This is a genomic window from Sporosarcina jeotgali, assembly GCF_033304595.1.
GTDB classification, from domain to species: Bacteria; Bacillota; Bacilli; order Bacillales_A; family Planococcaceae; genus Sporosarcina; species Sporosarcina jeotgali.
On sequence record NZ_CP116341.1, the window covers coordinates 2,147,331 to 2,163,908 of the forward strand.

A 16,578-nucleotide genomic window follows, 5' to 3' on the forward strand; every position below is an offset into this window, starting at 1 on the left:
ATACATAGTGTTTGGGCAATACTGAATAATTCCAAGTTAGATAACACTTGAGGTCATGCGCATAATTTTCTTTATGAGTCTAATTTGCCCCCGGTGGTTTAATTCATCCTCCATGACATGAAACCATTTGAAATAGTTGTTTGCGGGTTCCCCGTCCCAAAATGGAGCTTGTTCGAACAGCCAAGTGTCCGGTAATTTGCGGAACGTCTCGAATGTCTTTTCTCTTGTTTGTTCCAATTGCTCTAAATAGAATTCAATAGGATTCCCTTTAATCTGCTGCCTTGCTGCTTCCCCGAGATCCAGCCCGGGATTAAGCATCTGGATGTCCTCTTCCGTGTATTCACGTTTCTCAAATGTATCAATCTGATAGGCTTTTTCAACAGAGTTCATATGCTCTAGCAGCATACCAATGGAATTTGCATCTTCATTCACTAAGAAATCCAGTTGTTCTGCCGTTAAGTTTTTCACTTCTGCAACTGTGGTCATTCTTGTATACTCCATCATGGAAAGTAACTTGCCAAACTCCTCATTCATCCCTTCTGTTTTATCGATTTAATATAACCCCTTGCTTCCCATTATAAATTCCCCCTCTTAGTTACTATTCTTTCGATTAAATCAGATTTTTCTACCATTAGTTTCATTGTAACATTTTTCCGCAGACAAATTAGCTATTATTACCATCCCTTAATGAATTTAATTTTCCCAATATAGATGACGCCGCAACTATCCTCTTCTGCACATTATTAAATAAAGAGAGAAAGTAAAAACGCATTGCTTTTAGCAATGCGTTTCAGCCGAACTTCTAATTGAATTTACTTTGAAATCTCTGAGACGAAATCTGCCAGTAAACGAGCGCCATAGCCTGTCGCTGTCTTTGGATAGTAGCCTGAGTTTGAGGTTTTTTGCATCATTCCTGCCATATCCACGTGTAACCAGCGTGAATCTTTAGATACGAAACGGCGCAAGAAAAGAGCCGCGGTAATCGATCCGGCAAAGCTGAGAGAGCTGATGTTATTGAAATCTGCATAATCACTTTGCAGCGTTTCGTCATAAGCATCGATTAACGGCATCGGCCATACTGCATCTCCGTTTTTCGTTCCGATCGCTTTCATCTTACTCGCGAGTTCTTCATCTCCGAAAACGCCAGCGATTTCAGAACCTAGTGCGTTCTCAATCGATCCAGTCAAGGTTGCAATGTCCACTACATAATCTGCTTTTAGTTCACCAGCCCGAAGCAGTCCATCTGCTAAAATCAAACGGCCTTCTGCATCCGTATTGCCGACCTGCACTGTGTGCCCATTTTTGTACTGAATGACTTCTCCTGGAAGTACAGCGGTATTATCCGGAGTATTTTCAACCATGGGAATCAGCGCCACAACATTGACGTCAGCTCCGCTTTCTGCGAGCAGCTTCATTGCTCCTGCTACTGCAGCAGATCCGCCCATATCCATACGCATATCGCTTAAATCTTTACCGCTCTTTAAACTAATACCTCCTGTATCGAACGTGACGCCTTTACCTACAAGCGCAACAAGCGGTTTTGATGGATTTTTGCTGTAGGAAACTTCTACGAAAGAAGGAGCATAGCGACTGCCCCGGCCTACAGTGAGAACGCCATTCATCTTCATCTCTTCCAGTTTTGCCTTATCGTGAACGATAACTGTTGCATCTGTATCTTTAAACACATCTTTCAAACGTTCCGGATAGGATTCAGGATTCAAAACATCCGACAATTCGTTCATAAGGTCCCGTGAATACGAGACAGCTTCCGCACGTTGTTCGCCGGTTTGAACCGCTTTTTCAGATGCCCCTTCAATCGTCAATTTCGTGCAGAAAGGCTCAGACTTGGATTTGTATGTCAGGAACTGATAAGCTCCTAAATGCCATCCTTCTGTAAATGCAGTGACTGCTTCTTCCGGTGATATGTCAGGAAAACCATTACGGAGCGCATTAACATCCAATGTTGCTGAAGATACTTTACCGCGGCTCAATTCTCTAGCTGCAGTACCGGCCATAGCACGAACCGTTTCCAGACAACCTGTTTTCCCATCTTTCACAGCCATCACATACCATTGACGGCCTTCTGAAAAGACTGCAGCTCCTGACCCCGCCTGTACTTGCTTGCTGAATGTTTTCAAATCCTCATTTTGTTGAATTGCAGCATCTTGCGAAAATAGCAACTTCACTTCTGTCATAATCGTTCTCCCCATTCTTCTGTAAGTTCGTTATGTAACGAGTCAACCTTAACTAGTGTACCATGTGAAAATTGAAGATTCGACTAATTGACAGGTTAAAAAAACCATTCCGAAAAAACGGAATGGCTCAGCTGTTAATGGAGTTCATTGCTCCTCCGTCCCGGGCATTTTCAAAATTTCCGGCACCTGTTCGTTTTTTGATTTCCTCTTCTGAAAGAGGCGGAGTTACTTTTCCTTCTTCAACAGGGGTTTCATCCAAATAATGTGTTTTCTCTAATGCGCGGTTTTTTGCATCCATTTGACGTCCGTACTCTTCCGCTTCTTCTACAGTCATCTGACTATTTTCTGGGGTATTCACATAACCTCTCCTTTCTTCAGTCATCTTATTTTTCTATAAGTATTCCCTCGTGCGGATGAAACAAACATCCAAAGGACTGAAATAATGATTTTTATCAGGCGGCTGTGATACGCTCTATTTAAACGGGGTGAAAGAATGATGAAGATTTTAGTCGATGCGGATGGATGTCCAGTCGTTGACATTACGATTAGTACTGCAAAGTCCTATGAGATCCCTTGTTTCCTGATTTGTGACACTGCACACGAAATGGTGCGTGATGGCGCAGAAACCATTGTCGTTTCAAAAGGGACAGATGCGGTGGACTTTGTACTTGTGAACAGGATTCAATCGGGCGATATAGTGGTTACACAAGATTATGGTCTTGCGGCAATGGCGCTTGCTAAAGGGGGACGTCCGATTGACCAGAACGGCAGATGGTATACAGATGCAAATATTGATCAGTTACTGTATTCCCGCCATTTTGCACAAAAAGTGCGTCAAGCCGGCGGACGTTTAAAAGGACCTAAAAAACGCTCCGTTGAACAGAACGAAGCGTTTCAAAGCAGTCTGACGAAACTGCTATCGCAGTAAATGCGTATGCGTTTCGTTTAGGCTTGTACTCATATTGCACAGGTTGGCTGCATATCCTGATTCCATTAAGGTGTAATTTGTAAAACACATATATTGGTATCGGTTTCTGCAAACAAACTATGTTTTTCATAAGGAGCCATGTGAAGGATATTTTCTTCTGAAACCGTGACCGGAGTGCCTTCCACTGTAAATCGGACTCTTCCCTTTTTAACAATGATCAGAACTTCCTTGTCTGAGTCATGCTCAGCAACTTCCTCTCCAGCACGCAGTTGAATATTCAGTACTTTAGCATTTGGAATTGCACATACTTGTTCGACCGATTTCGCTTTACTGTTTAGTTGGCTTGGCGTTTCAATAAGCTTCATAATTATCCTCTCCTTTTGTTTGATTTAATCAGACCGGCACCCGCAATTTTTTATTTGCAAGTCCGCCTTATTGAACTAAGTGTACAAGACTCTGAGATGGTTTACTCGTTTTTTGTTTGATAACGTTTACGTTTACTTGTTTTAGGAAATTAGTGAACTAAAGACAATAGGAGGTCCGCACATGCCCAAAATTCTATCGGTGAGTACTCATTTACCGCCTAATCTTATTAAACAAGAAGAAGCTGTTGAACTATCTCGTTCCGTTTTCAGTGGACGGTTCAAAGATATTGAACGGCTGTTAACTGTGTTTCAAAACGGTGATATCGAACAGCGAAATGTCTGTATGCCGCTCGAATGGTATGGGAGAGCCCATGATTTCGAAGAACGAAACGAGTTGTACATAACACATGCAATTGAATATGGAACTGCTGCCGTCACTGCGTGTCTGGAATCTGCAATGCTAGATCAGAAAGTCGACTGCAAAGATATCGATGCCATTATTTTTGTTTCAAGTACAGGCATTGCAACCCCTAGTATCGATGCTCGCATTATGAATAATCTGCCATTCCGAGATGATGTAAAACGGATTCCCCTTTGGGGTCTTGGCTGTGCGGGGGGTGCTTCCGGGCTAAGTCGGGCAAATGAATTCTGTATGGCTTATCCGGAAGCAAATGTCCTCGTCCTTGCGATTGAATTGTGCAGCCTTACTTTTCAGAAGGATGATTATTCTAAGAGTAATCTCGTTGGGGTCTCGTTATTTTCAGACGGAGTCGCCTGCGCATTAGTTGCCGGCGATTTATCCCGATTACGATCCAAGCAAGTGAGACCTTCGATTGTTGCAACGACATCCAAGCTAATGCCTGATTCTGAAGATGTCATGGGATGGGATGTGAAAAATAGCGGATTGTACGTTGTTTTCTCTAAAAGCATTCCTGTCATCATTAGCGATTGGCTCGGTCCGTTTGTCCACCAATTCTTAAACAAGAACAACCTCACAGACAAAGACATTTCCCATTTTGTCGCACATCCTGGCGGTAAAAAAGTGTTAGAAGCGTATGAAGAAGCACTGAACTTTAATAGTTCAATGACGGAGATTTCAAGGAATGTATTACGGATGAACGGTAACATGTCGTCCCCTACGGTCCTTTATGTTTTGAAAGAATTCATGGAAGCGAAGCCTGCAAAAGGTGAATACGGTGTACTTGCTGCACTGGGACCAGGATTTTGCGGGGAACTGCAGCTGTTGAAATGGGAATGAGGTGAATGAAGTGTTCTTCTGGATTGTAATTTCAATCGTCATCCTTCAGCGGCTGGCAGAATTAGTCATTGCTAAAAACAATGAAAAACGAATGAAAGCCCAAGGTGCCTTCGAAGCTGGAGCACGTCACTATCCGGCAATTGTACTGCTGCACACTGCTTTCTTTGTTTCCTTACTGCTGGAAGTACTCATTCGAAAGCCAGCGCTGTCTCCAATCTGGGGCATCCTGTTGACGATCTTCCTGCTCACACAAGTGCTGCGGGTTTGGTGTCTTGCCTCTCTCGGGAAGTACTGGAATACCAAGATTATCATTCTTCCCGGCGCTGACGTCGTCATGAAAGGTCCATATAAATTTATCCGACACCCTAACTATGTGATTGTCGCGACTGAAATCCTCGTCCTGCCAATGATATTCGGCGCCTATATCACAGCCATTGTCTTCACTTTGCTGAATGCCTGGATGATGTCCGTCCGAATTCCTCAAGAAGAACAAGCATTGAAAGACGCAACTAATTATAAAGAGAAATTTTCATTGAAATGAACAAAAGCAGTGGCCTCGCGTTTTGGGACCACTGCTTTTTCATGTTAGGAATGGGTTTCTTTTGCAGTATCTTCATACGTCAATGTTTTACCTAAGAGACTGAACACAACCGTCAAAATCGGTGAGAAGAGACAGAAGAACGCAAATCCGAAATAATCGCCTACAGGCACACCTAGGACACCCGAGATGAATATCCCGCATACACTCCATGGGACGAGCGGATTGACAACGGTCCCTGCATCTTCCATCACCCGGCTTAAGTTTTTACTCGCAAGACCTAATTTTTTAAATTGGCCTTGGAATGCCTGCCCTGTTAGCAGAATTGATAAATATTGTTCACCAATCAAGACATTAATGCTTATTGCTGTTAACGCGGAAGCACCAATTACAGAACTGGCTGAACGTAAAGATTGTTCGACCTTGGAGAGTAACGTTTGGACGATTCCTAACTTAAACAGCAGTCCCCCCATTGTAAGAGCTAAGATGACAAGTGTGATCGTGAAGAACATACTGCTAATACCGCCGCGGCTTAGTAAACTATCTACAGCTTCTACACCTGTTTCGGATTTGAATCCGTCAAATAGAATGCCAAACACTTTTGAAACGCTGTATGCGTGCAGCATACAGCCGATCAAGACGGCTGATGCTGTGCTTGCTGCAAGCGTCAGCAGTGCTGGTACTTTCATCAGCGTCAATACAATAAGTATGACTAACGGCAGGAATGATATCCAATGAACCAGGCCCGTTTCTGCAAGTGCTTCACGAAATGATTGGATAGTATCTAATTTCGCATCCCCCGCTGATGGAGAAAGGATCGCAAAGATCCCAAAGGACAGGACAAATGCCGGAACGGTCGTCCACATCATATTTCGAATGTGGGTGAACAAATCGACACCTACAATCGATGATGCTAAGTTCGTCGTATCCGATAGAGGAGACATTTTATCTCCAAAGAATGCACCTGAAACGATAGCTCCTGCTGCAATCGCTGGTGATAGACCGAGTACGCCTGACATACTGAGCAGTGCGACACCAACGGTTGCAACAGTCGTCAAAGAACTTCCGATCGATATCCCGATAATTGCGGTTACGGTGAACGCAATTGCATAAAAATAAGAAGGGGTGATGAGCAGAAAACCAGCATTGATCAAACTTGGAATGGTTCCGCTCATCATCCAGCTGCTAATGAGCATCCCGATGAAGAAGAACAAAAATACTGCGCCCATACCGGCACCGGAGCCTTCTGTCATTCCGTCTTGAAGGTCCCGGTAGGAAATCTTTTTGAGCAGTCCATATCCAATGAGCAGCAAAATGGATGCCAAAATCGGTAAATGGGGAACAGCCCCAAATCCGATAATACTTGCGCTGATCATCCCGACAATCAAGAGGATCAATGAAATGGACTCTAAGAATGTGGGTTTGAGTAATGGTTGAATGTGAAACATGGCGGTATCCTCCTCGGCTTTTGCGTACAAAAAAACTCCATTCGTTCCCTATAACAGGGACGAAGGAGTTCTCCGCGGTACCACCCATGTTGATAAGCTGACATCGCTTACCCGCTTCATTGGATTCAAAGATTGCTTGTTGACGTAATTCATGTAACGAAGTGCCTGGACTTACACCATCTATCCAGTCTCTGGCTGCTGCTTGCTTCGTTCACTACTGCATCATCACTTTGAATGACTATTTACTTTTCGGTTTGAATGATTATTGAAATCTTACCATGACTTTAAAGTTTGTCAAGTTATACAATATATCTATCTAGGTTCACAAGCCATGCCGTCTTTGTCTCCGTCTAAACGCTCGCTATAAGCGGGGTGACCTTTTTTTACACCTGTTGGATATACTTTCCGGAGTTCTGTACAATTAGCAAACTGTTCCGTTGTGGTCGAAACAGGCTGTTTGGCAGTCGTTTTTGAAGAAGTATCTCCTTTAACAGGATACGTGCCGCTGTCGAATCCACGATCGGTTGCGTAATCTTCTAACGTCCAAATTCCGATGCCTTTTTTCTTCGCTTCTTTTTGAACTTTTTCATACTCATCCAGATGGCGTGTGTTCGGCGGATAGACATAAGCCACCCGAGCAAGCCCTTCAGACAATAATTTCTCTTGAACGCTTTCTCCGTCTATATAAATATAAGCAAGTAATCGATCGTATTTATCGTATTTCTGTCCGATATCAAATTCAATCTCTAGCTTCCCGCTATTCATCAATTCCTGGTTACGTCTCTTCGCTTCTTCTCCGAATGGCTGTTTTCCAAGTCTCGGATGATGAGTCTCTGGTGTATCAATGAGTAAATAACGGACATTCGTTTCTTTGCCTTCGTACATGATTTTTATCGTATCGCCATCAATCGTCTTGACTAATTCAACAGGAATCAGACCATCCCTCGTTGGCGCTGTGTCTTCTTCTTGAAAGAAAAGATAGTAAGCCCCTGCTAGCAATACAGCAACTATCAGTGCGGATAGACTCCCTTTTCCCTTGCCTTTTTTACTCGTTCGCTGTGCCATAATTATTCAGTCCCCACTCATTTGTTCATTCTTCCTAGTTTACCAGGTTGTTAGACGAAAGAAAAGCAGCTGTCTTATGGACAGCTGCTGGTACTCATTTCATCGATCCCAATGGCGGTGTTGTGCCACTGCATTTACAAATTCTTGTGCGAAACTATCATTATTCGCCAGTATTACTCCCGCAGTCTCTTTTACATCGGAGTCATCTGCGAATTCTTTTCCTTTTGATAAAATACCGATTGGTTTAAAATGTTTATACGCTTCGTTGAGGAAGTCAATCGTATCCATTTTGAACTTTTGAGGATTTTCTGCTTCTCCCCCTGCTGCCACAATTGCGTCATACAGGACAGCATGCATCGTCAAGAACGTTTCATCCACTTCCGCTTCCAGACCATTGATGCCAGTCACAGTGCCGTACTTTTCACTGATCAAGTCCACATTCATTCCTGCATTCAAACACTCTTCTACGATAGTTTCAACCTCTTTATCATCGAATTGGTTGCCAATCAGCACTCCAACCTTTCGCGTATCAGGCAACTTCGCTTTGTGCTCTTGGCTTAATGCAGGTGAACTTTTCGTAACTGTGCTCTCTTCACTGGCATTTGGTGCGTGTACACCTACAGCATGGGCAATAGCCGAAGCTAATCCATTATCCACATGGCCAAACATGTCCACGACTTGCTGACGAATATCTTTATTTTTCACTTTACCGACTTCAAAGCTGAACGCATCGATAATATGCTTTTTCTCTACAATCGACATACTGTTCCAGAACAATTTCGCTTGAGAGAAATGATCTTTGAAAGAATCACTGCGAGCTGCGACCTTGCGACCGTCGACTTTTTCCTGATAGTGAACGTATCCGCCCTCTTCTTCCGTTGAAACAGATGGGGTATTATCAGCTAATGAATTTTTGTGATAGGCTACCTGTCCTGTATTAATCGTCTGACGACCATAACCATCACGCTGATTATTATGGAAGGGGCAAACAGGTCGATTGATCGGCAGCTCATGGAAATTCGGCCCGCCTAACCGGATCAGTTGTGTATCTGTATACGAGAATAGACGGCCTTGCAATAATGGATCATTTGAGAAGTCAATTCCCGGCACTACATGACCTGGATGGAATGCCACTTGTTCCGTTTCCGCAAAAACATTATCGACATTTCGGTTCAGCGTCATTTTCCCGATGATTTTCACAGGAACGTCTTCTTCCGGCCAAATTTTAGTAGGATCGAGAATGTCGAAGTCGAAATCGAATTCCTGCGATTCTTCAATGAGTTGAACACCGAGTTGCCACTCAGCAAAGTCTCCATTTTCGATTGCTTCCCATAAGTCTCTTCTATGGAAATCAGGATCTTTACCACTGATTTTCTGGGCTTCATCCCAAACGAGTGAATTAACGCCTAATTTCGGTTTCCAATGGAATTTTACGAAATGGGATTTTCCTTCTGCGTTCACAAAACGGTAGGTATGTACACCGAACCCTTCCATCATGCGAAAGCTGCGGGGAATTGCACGGTCAGACATGTGCCACATCACCATATGTGCAGACTCTTGGTTATTGGCGACAAAGTCCCAAAATGTATCATGTGCAGAAGCGGCTTGCGGCATTTCGTTATGAGGTTCTGGTTTTACAGCATGGACTAAATCCGGAAACTTAATCGCATCCTGTATAAAGAAAACCGGCATATTGTTTCCGACTAAGTCATAATTCCCTTCGTCTGTATAGAACTTCACTGCAAATCCGCGAACATCGCGCACTGTTTCAGCAGAACCTTTGCTGCCTGCTACTGTTGAAAACCGTGTGAAAAGTGGTGTTTTCTTGCCTGGTGTCTGCAAGAAATCCGCTTTTGTATAGGCACTCATTGATTCGTATAATTCAAATTCTCCATGAGCTGCATACCCTCTCGCATGGACTACACGTTCCGGAATCCGCTCATGGTCAAAATGCGTCATCTTTTCACGAAAATGGAAATCTTCCATAAGTGTAGGACCGCGTTCACCGGCTTTCAATGAATGTTCATCCTCGGATACTTTAAGACCTTGGTTTGTTGTTAAAGATTCGTTTTTATCTTCAGCACGAAATGTCTCAAGCTGACGGTGTTTTTTGTTTTGATTTTCATTTTCGTTATGCAAGCTTGTCCGCCTCCATTCAAGAATATCAGTCACAAGTCTATTCCCGAACAGATGCTTATTAAACTGTTACTCTAGAAAAAAGATCCGCTAATATAGCCTGCGTATACAAAACCAATTCCCAAAATGACTGAACCTATCATATATCCGAAAGCTTTCATCATTTGCTGAAGACGCGCCATTCCTAAAACTTCCTTTAGCCAAGTTGAAAACGTCGTCAGAGCTCCCGCAACTCCGGATACAAGGAAAAAGGTTAACGGGACAGACAGCTCCAGACCGAATACTAGACCAATGATCAGGCAGCCAAGCATATTGACTAGAAGCGTTCCATAAGGAATTCGTGCGTTTATGTTCAACTTTCCAGATGCCTGATAACGAATAATTGCACCAATGAAACCGCCTGCTGCTACAGCGGCTAGTTCAAATCCTGTCATGCTGCCTGCCTCCTTCCGCCAAGACGAAATCCAAATGCGCCTGCGAACAATCCAACCGCTAAGCTGCCGCCGCCATAAAGCAGCGCCAATCCAACATCAGTCTGCAAAAGCTCAAAGGTTTCATAGCTGAATGAAGAGAATGTAGTGAATGCTCCCAAAAATCCAACCGTTATGGCGTCATATGTTGTTTTGTTCACAAGCGTCCAATGAAGGGTTTTTTCTACAAGAAAACATAAAATGAACGTACCTGCGATGTTCGCAACAAACGTGCCAACAGGAAATCCATTTGAAACAGGAACCAGTAATCCGAGCAGCGTTCTTGCTAATGCCCCGAGCGCACCCGCAGCACCTATCGCTAAAATTGTTCTCATAGCTCAGCTGCTTCCAGCATTCGCTTTTCAAGCACGGGCTGTAATGCCAATCTCTTTGTAGCAGCGGCAAATCGAATTTCAATCGATTCGCTGCCCACTTCGAGGATTTCTCCTTTACCGAAAACCCGATGCTTTATGAGTGCACCCTTACTTAATAGTTGAAGATCCCCGATTCCATTCGGATTCACCTCGATAGATTTAGGGGCTGTTTTCACCAAACTGCTTGTGGATTTTGCAGAATCCGTGCGTTTCGGCAACAAAATCCCCCGTACTTCATTCACAAACTTGGAGTCCTCTTTGGTCTTTCCATCTTCCATGGAAAAGGACAACAATTCCAGTCTGTCTTTCGCTCGGGTCATGCCTACATAAAATAAGCGTCTTGCCTCCTCTAGCAATTGAGGATCCGTCAGGTCATCCTCTGAAGGAATGGTTCCTTTGACAAGGTCGATCATAAACACCCGTTTAAACTCTAACCCTTTTGCACTATGGAAAGTGGAAAGCGTTACGGCTTGCCCAGCAGGATCACGTTTTGCCTGCTGCACCGCCTCTTCCAGCGTCTTCAGCTGTTCTGCAAACTCAATCATCGTCCTTGTCTGTTCAGCAATGCCTTCTAACGTATCTAAAATTCCTTTTAAGCTATCCGCACGATATCCGAACTTTGTCGACATGCTTACCAGACTTTCTTCATATCCCAGCTCATACCGGATCATGCGGATGATTTGTGCAGGTCTCATATCTGGAATTTTTTTGTAGACATCCTTATATGCATCGAGCTTCCTAATCTGGCTATCTTTCAAAACCGCCATCTCTTTGAAAGCATCGAACACATTCCCCTTTATCATACTTCGCTCAAATTGCTGTAAAGCCGATTTCGATACAAATAACTGCATCTTCCCTGCTACCTTCGCAAAAATATCTTTTCGCTCTAGATTGAAACTCAGCCGCATGAAATTGAGAATATCTTGGACGACCCAGTGGGAGAAAAACTTATCATCTGCGTCTTTCATATAAAAAGGAATGCCTCTGCGATGGAGTTCGTTTACAAAAGGCGTAGAGGAAGCGTTATTCCGGAATAGAATTGCAACTTCACTCAAATTCTCTTCAGCAAGAAGTTCGTACGTCACATACTCCAATTGCTGCTTTGGATTGGTGAAGCGGCGCAACTGAATTTTTCCTTTTGAACCGTTTTCCGTATGCATCTTTTTATCCCAGCGTTTTTTATTTCGTTTGATGAATGTCGCTGATGTTGTCACGATTTCAGAAGAAGATCGATAGTTTTGTTCCATATACAAGAGCTTCGCTTCTGGATACACAAGCTTGAAATCCATTAAATAATCTGGATCCGCTCCCCTCCATGCATAGATCGACTGATCATCATCTGCAACGACACAGAGATTTCCGTGCATGGCTGTCAGATGTTCCACGATTTTGTGTTGGACGAGCGATGTATCTTGGCTTTCGTCTGTTAAGATGTAGTCATAGTTGGATTGGAATTCTGCACCGAGATCTTCATCCGTTCGCATAGCTTGTTCAGCTGCTAATAAAAGATCATCAAAGTCGAGCAGCGTGTTATCTGCACCGCCATTCTTCACCGTTTCATAGTGACGTGCGATCTTTGATGCTTTCTCAAATGGCTCATCTTTTTCCGACCAGTTCTCTGCAGGAATCATTTGATTCTTCATTAGGCTGATATACGTAGAAAGCGAATTTAGCTGGTCTTCTGTTGCATTTTCTTTTAACACTTGACGGCATGCCGCTTTCAGTGCGTTTTGTTTTGGGAATCCTTCGAGCAGTGTAAATTGACGCCCTTGTTTTGCAAGCCACTTTTTAGAAATCGTAAACGCTAAACTGTGGATTGTCGAAAAATCCGCCGCTGGTAATTCTGGAAACAATGTCGAGAATCGTTTCTGCATATCTTTTGCAGAAGCTTTACTAAAAGTGATGGCTTTTATACGCCGCGGTTTAACGCCAAGTTCTTCTATTAAATAACCGATGCGCATTATTATGGTTGTCGTCTTCCCTGAGCCTGGACAAGCCAGCAGCAAAAGGGGTCCTTCCGTTGTAAGGACCGCCTGTTTTTGCACATCGTTCAATTGGATATTCAGCTGTCTTTTTTTACGTTCAAAAAAATCTTCCATCCACATCAAATCTCCCTTAAGAATACGTTCCTTTAAATTTATCATAAATTGAGTTCTCATGAGGACTAGAACGATGTAAAAAACCTCTGCACATGTTCTGCAGAGGTTTGATAAATTAGTTGGTGCACCGCTAAAATCCACCTGTTTCCAGCCGATCATTTTGCAGATCGACTTTCTTTTTAGCACTTCCCGTGTACGCGGTCGAAGCGACTTCATCAGTCCTGCGCTGACTGTCCGTGTACTCCGTTCCAGACATACTGCCTGATTGCTGTTTCGCTCGCTGCTCTTTGCCTTCATGCTTTTCTGACAATGCTGCCACTCCTTTTCTAAGGGTCTATTGCTAGCATGTCTCAAAAACATCAGACTGAGTCAGGTGAATTTTACCTGTTCACTGCGAATAATTACTTTGGATTTCCGATTTCATCGAATGGATAAAAACGGAACTTCACTTTTCCAACTACAGAGTCTTCCTCAATACTTCCAAAGATTCGGCTGTCCATGCTGTTCGCTCTGTTATCCCCCATCACGAACAGCTGGCCTTCTGGTACTTTCACTTCGAAGTCCTGCGTCAATTTTTGACCTTCTGGAAGTGCCGCTTTGTTTGAGTTCAAGTACGTCTCCTTGTATGTCTTTCCATTGATGGAAAGGACGTCATTTTCCATAACAATTGTATCCCCTGGCAGTCCGATTACCCGTTTAATGAAGTCTTCATCTGCATTCGGTGCATGAAACACAATTTTGTCGAAATGTTCAAGGGTAGAAATTTTCGAAATGACTACCCGGTTTTTATCGTGATACGTCGGTTCCATCGATTCTCCTGAAACGATAACTGGTGTAAACAAGAACTGTCTGACAATAAATGCTACAAGCACTGCAACAATCAGGGACTTCCCCCATGACCAAAACTCTTTCTTTGACTCTGCTTCCATAGTAGAACCTCCGTTTTTCAATTTTCAATCACGTATCCAAGTGAACGCAGCACATTATCGATGAATGATTTTGTATATAAAAATACTTCATCTCGCTCGGGTTCATGGTAGATATCATGATATAAATGACGCCACTCTTTATATTGAAACTCACTGAGATTTTGACGTTTCATCCACTTTTTCGATTCCGCTGTATCTGTCATTCGATCTTCTCCGCCAGTTTGAACGAGCAGCGGTACGTCTTGTATCGATTTCTCATTCTGAAGAGTACTTTTCATGAATGATGTGAGTTCTTTGTACCAGCCGCCAGTTACAACCGATCTCACGTCGGATGCATGACGTGTTTTCGGACGTTCATCCATATTTTTCGTAAGCATGTCATAAGTAACTCCATGATCTAACTTCATTGAAGATGCCAGACGTGTCAGCATAGATGAAAACTTAGGCGGGTGGTGGATTAACGATAGCCACGGTGAACTGATAATTAGCCCAGCGCATTCAATTCGATGCCTCTGAAGTAAATGAATCATCACTGTAGCACCCAACCCATGAGCCAATACGATGACGGGCACACTTTCTTTCAATCCAGCGTCGATCATTTTCTTTGCAAACTCTTTATAAGAATCGAAAGTCTCTTCATGAGGATTCCCTTTCTCCTCCGGACTATGTCCCGGCAAATCACCTGTAATCACGTCAAATCCCGAAATCCTTAATTGCTGTATCAGCCATGCATACCGCTGATGGTCTTCGTACGCGTTATGTACAATGACAATGACTGCTTTTGCTTGTCCGTCTGCTTCCCATTTCCACATAGCGCTTCCCTCCATTTATATCAATGCTTTAAACTCAATTTGTACATGGTCCTAAAACTTTGATAGGATTATTATACATCAATGCACAACAAGGAGGGCATTTTCATGATTGTTCCGTATAAGGATGTTTGGCCAAACATCGATGAAACCGTTTTTGTAGCTGATTTTGCTGTCATTAGCGGAGATGTCACAATCGGCGCGGATTCGTCTGTTTGGTTTAGTACCGTCATCCGCGGCGACGTTGCACCGACCCGTATCGGTAAACGCGTCAGCATTCAAGACTTATCCTGTCTGCATCAAAGTCCTAACACACCGTTAGTCATAGAAGATGACGTCACAATCGGACATAAAGTTACGTTACATAGCTGTACAATTAAAAAAGGGGCTCTCGTTGGAATGGGTTCTATAATATTAGATGGTGCAGTGGTTGGTGAAGGCGCATTTGTAGGGGCAGGCAGTTTAGTTCCTCCAGGTAAAGTCATTCCCCCTGGTATGTTAGCACTCGGTTCTCCGGCAAAAGTTGTTCGTGAAGTTACAGACGAAGACCGGGCGGATATGGACAGAATCGTTAAGAGCTACGTAGAAAAAGGTCAGTATTACAAACAACTTCAAAATTGAAATGTAAAAAAGAAAAGCAAGGGCGCTTAAATCGGCCCTTGCTTTTTTGTATTTACCCTTTAAGTTGAGTAACTTCTTCTTTCAATGCTGAAGCTTTGTCTGTCCGTTCCCAAGGAAGATCGATATCCGTTCTGCCGAAGTGACCGTAAGCTGCTGTCTGCTTATAAATCGGACGGCGCAGGTCGAGCATCTTGATAATCCCTGCCGGGCGCAGATCGAAATGGTTTCTGACAAGCTCAACAAGACGGCTTTCAGGAATATCACTTGTTCCGAATGTATCAACAGAAATCGAAACAGGCTTCGCCACACCGATTGCATACGCCAGCTGTACTTCACAGCGATCCGCAAGACCTGCAGCGACTAAGTTTTTAGCAACATAACGTGCTGCGTAAGATGCTGAACGGTCAACTTTGGTTGCGTCTTTACCAGAAAACGCACCTCCCCCATGCCGAGCATAGCCTCCGTACGTATCAACGATGATTTTACGTCCAGTTAAACCAGCGTCCCCTTGTGGACCTCCAATCACAAAACGCCCAGATGGGTTGATGAAGTATTTTGTTTCTTCATCCAGTAAGTTCTTCGGTACGACAGAGTCAATCACGTGCTGTTTGACTTCACGCTGCAATTGCTCCAGTGTCACTTCAGGATGATGCTGTGTAGAAATAACAATCGTATCCACACGGATGGGTTCGTTCTTTTCATTATATTCAATCGTTACTTGTGTTTTCCCATCCGGACGTAAGTAGTCAAGTGTTTCTTCTTTCCGCACTTTTGTAAGCTGACGTGAAAGTTTGTGCGCAAGGCTGATTGGCAGAGGCATCAATTCCTCTGTTTCGTTACACGCATATCCAAACATGAGTCCCTGGTCGCCAGCACCAATTGCTTCTAATTCTTCGTCATCCATTTGGCCTTCACGTGCTTCAAGCGCACGATCGACGCTGGCTGCGATGTCCGGTGATTGTTCATCAATAGATGTCAGTACGGAAGACGTTTCGTAATCGAATCCGTATTTCGCACGTGTGTAGCCAATTTCCTTTACGGTTTCTCGAACCACTTTCGGAATATCGACATACGTAGTTGTCGTAATTTCTCCAATCACGAGAACTAATCCTGTTGTAATTGTCGTTTCACACGCAACGCGTGCGTTCGGGTCTTCCTCGATAATCGCATCCAGAATTGCATCTGAAATTTGGTCGCACATCTTATCAGGATGGCCTTCTGTTACCGACTCAGATGTAAACAGTCGTCGATTTGTCATATGATTTCCTCCTTCAGCCGCAAGTCTCCTTACAGCGAACTCGTGATACGGTACTCTCGTTTTCCCAGTTTTCGTCCCGCGCCTG

18 protein-coding genes are annotated in these 16,578 nt (G+C 43.6%); 4 read left to right on the top strand and 14 right to left on the bottom strand.

Features of this window, described 5'->3' with window-relative positions:
• Positions 1–36: 36 nt before the first annotated feature.
• From PGH26_RS10575 to PGH26_RS10585, 3 genes are all read right to left on the bottom strand, one after another.
• Complete coding sequence (locus PGH26_RS10575; RefSeq protein ID WP_323691061.1) at positions 37–534, bottom strand: DinB family protein; 498 nt, start codon at positions 532–534, stop codon at positions 37–39.
• 278 nt (positions 535–812) lie between these two features.
• Positions 813–2,195: a leucyl aminopeptidase family protein gene (locus PGH26_RS10580; protein WP_323691062.1), complete on the bottom strand. Its 1,383-nt coding sequence runs from the start codon at positions 2,193–2,195 to the stop codon at positions 813–815.
• A 127-nt stretch (positions 2,196–2,322) separates the two neighbouring features.
• A complete protein-coding gene (locus PGH26_RS10585) occupies positions 2,323–2,553 on the bottom strand; it encodes a hypothetical protein (protein ID WP_323691063.1) in 231 nt (76 codons plus the stop codon).
• 135 nt (positions 2,554–2,688) lie between these two features.
• Here PGH26_RS10585 and PGH26_RS10590 point away from each other — a divergent pair, with 135 nt between their 5' ends.
• Complete coding sequence (locus PGH26_RS10590) at positions 2,689–3,123, top strand: YaiI/YqxD family protein (RefSeq protein ID WP_323691064.1); 435 nt, start codon at positions 2,689–2,691, stop codon at positions 3,121–3,123.
• Positions 3,124–3,188: 65 nt separating this feature from the next.
• On the opposite strand, the gene PGH26_RS10595 is transcribed toward PGH26_RS10590, so the two are convergent.
• The gene (locus PGH26_RS10595; RefSeq protein WP_323691065.1) at positions 3,189–3,488 is read right to left on the bottom strand and encodes an AraC family ligand binding domain-containing protein; all 300 of its coding nucleotides are present in this window, start codon (positions 3,486–3,488) and stop codon (positions 3,189–3,191) included.
• A 181-nt stretch (positions 3,489–3,669) separates the two neighbouring features.
• On the opposite strand from PGH26_RS10595, the gene PGH26_RS10600 reads away from it, so the two are divergent.
• Positions 3,670–4,746 (top strand): type III polyketide synthase, encoded by a 1,077-nt coding sequence (locus PGH26_RS10600; protein ID WP_323691066.1) that lies wholly within the window; start codon positions 3,670–3,672, stop codon positions 4,744–4,746.
• Between the two features lie 10 nt (positions 4,747–4,756).
• Positions 4,757–5,287: an isoprenylcysteine carboxyl methyltransferase family protein gene (locus PGH26_RS10605; protein ID WP_323691067.1), complete on the top strand. Its 531-nt coding sequence runs from the start codon at positions 4,757–4,759 to the stop codon at positions 5,285–5,287.
• A gap of 44 nt (positions 5,288–5,331) precedes the next feature.
• On the opposite strand, the gene nhaC is transcribed toward PGH26_RS10605, so the two are convergent.
• The 9 genes from nhaC to PGH26_RS10650 form a co-directional block, all read right to left on the bottom strand.
• Positions 5,332–6,732 (bottom strand): Na+/H+ antiporter NhaC, encoded by a 1,401-nt coding sequence (gene nhaC / locus PGH26_RS10610; RefSeq protein ID WP_323691068.1) that lies wholly within the window; start codon positions 6,730–6,732, stop codon positions 5,332–5,334.
• Positions 6,733–7,044: 312 nt separating this feature from the next.
• On the bottom strand, positions 7,045–7,797 hold the full coding sequence (locus PGH26_RS10615) for a thermonuclease family protein (RefSeq protein ID WP_323691069.1): 753 nt from the start codon (positions 7,795–7,797) through the stop codon (positions 7,045–7,047).
• Between the two features lie 99 nt (positions 7,798–7,896).
• Entirely contained in the window at positions 7,897–9,936 is a 2,040-nt protein-coding gene (locus PGH26_RS10620) for a catalase (protein ID WP_323691070.1), read from the bottom strand.
• A 71-nt stretch (positions 9,937–10,007) separates the two neighbouring features.
• Positions 10,008–10,367, bottom strand: coding sequence for a fluoride efflux transporter FluC (locus PGH26_RS10625; protein ID WP_323691071.1), 360 nt, complete (start codon positions 10,365–10,367; stop codon positions 10,008–10,010).
• Positions 10,364–10,738: a fluoride efflux transporter FluC gene (locus PGH26_RS10630; RefSeq protein ID WP_323691072.1), complete on the bottom strand. Its 375-nt coding sequence runs from the start codon at positions 10,736–10,738 to the stop codon at positions 10,364–10,366. The genes PGH26_RS10625 and PGH26_RS10630 overlap by 4 nt, the downstream gene beginning before the upstream one ends.
• Positions 10,735–12,876, bottom strand: a complete 2,142-nt coding sequence (locus PGH26_RS10635; protein WP_323691073.1) for an ATP-dependent helicase — start codon at positions 12,874–12,876, stop codon at positions 10,735–10,737. Before PGH26_RS10635 ends, PGH26_RS10630 begins: the two co-directional genes overlap by 4 nt.
• A gap of 130 nt (positions 12,877–13,006) precedes the next feature.
• Positions 13,007–13,186 (bottom strand): hypothetical protein, encoded by a 180-nt coding sequence (locus PGH26_RS10640; protein WP_323691074.1) that lies wholly within the window; start codon positions 13,184–13,186, stop codon positions 13,007–13,009.
• Between the two features lie 91 nt (positions 13,187–13,277).
• On the bottom strand, positions 13,278–13,805 hold the full coding sequence (gene lepB, locus PGH26_RS10645) for a signal peptidase I (RefSeq protein ID WP_323691075.1): 528 nt from the start codon (positions 13,803–13,805) through the stop codon (positions 13,278–13,280).
• Between the two features lie 17 nt (positions 13,806–13,822).
• Positions 13,823–14,617, bottom strand: coding sequence for an alpha/beta hydrolase (locus PGH26_RS10650; protein ID WP_323691076.1), 795 nt, complete (start codon positions 14,615–14,617; stop codon positions 13,823–13,825).
• A gap of 105 nt (positions 14,618–14,722) precedes the next feature.
• Here PGH26_RS10650 and PGH26_RS10655 point away from each other — a divergent pair, with 105 nt between their 5' ends.
• Entirely contained in the window at positions 14,723–15,235 is a 513-nt protein-coding gene (locus tag PGH26_RS10655; protein ID WP_323691077.1) for a gamma carbonic anhydrase, read from the top strand.
• 52 nt (positions 15,236–15,287) lie between these two features.
• Here PGH26_RS10655 and metK read toward each other — a convergent pair whose 3' ends face one another.
• Positions 15,288–16,493 (bottom strand): methionine adenosyltransferase, encoded by a 1,206-nt coding sequence (gene metK, locus PGH26_RS10660; RefSeq protein ID WP_323691078.1) that lies wholly within the window; start codon positions 16,491–16,493, stop codon positions 15,288–15,290.
• Positions 16,494–16,578 lie beyond the last annotated feature (85 nt).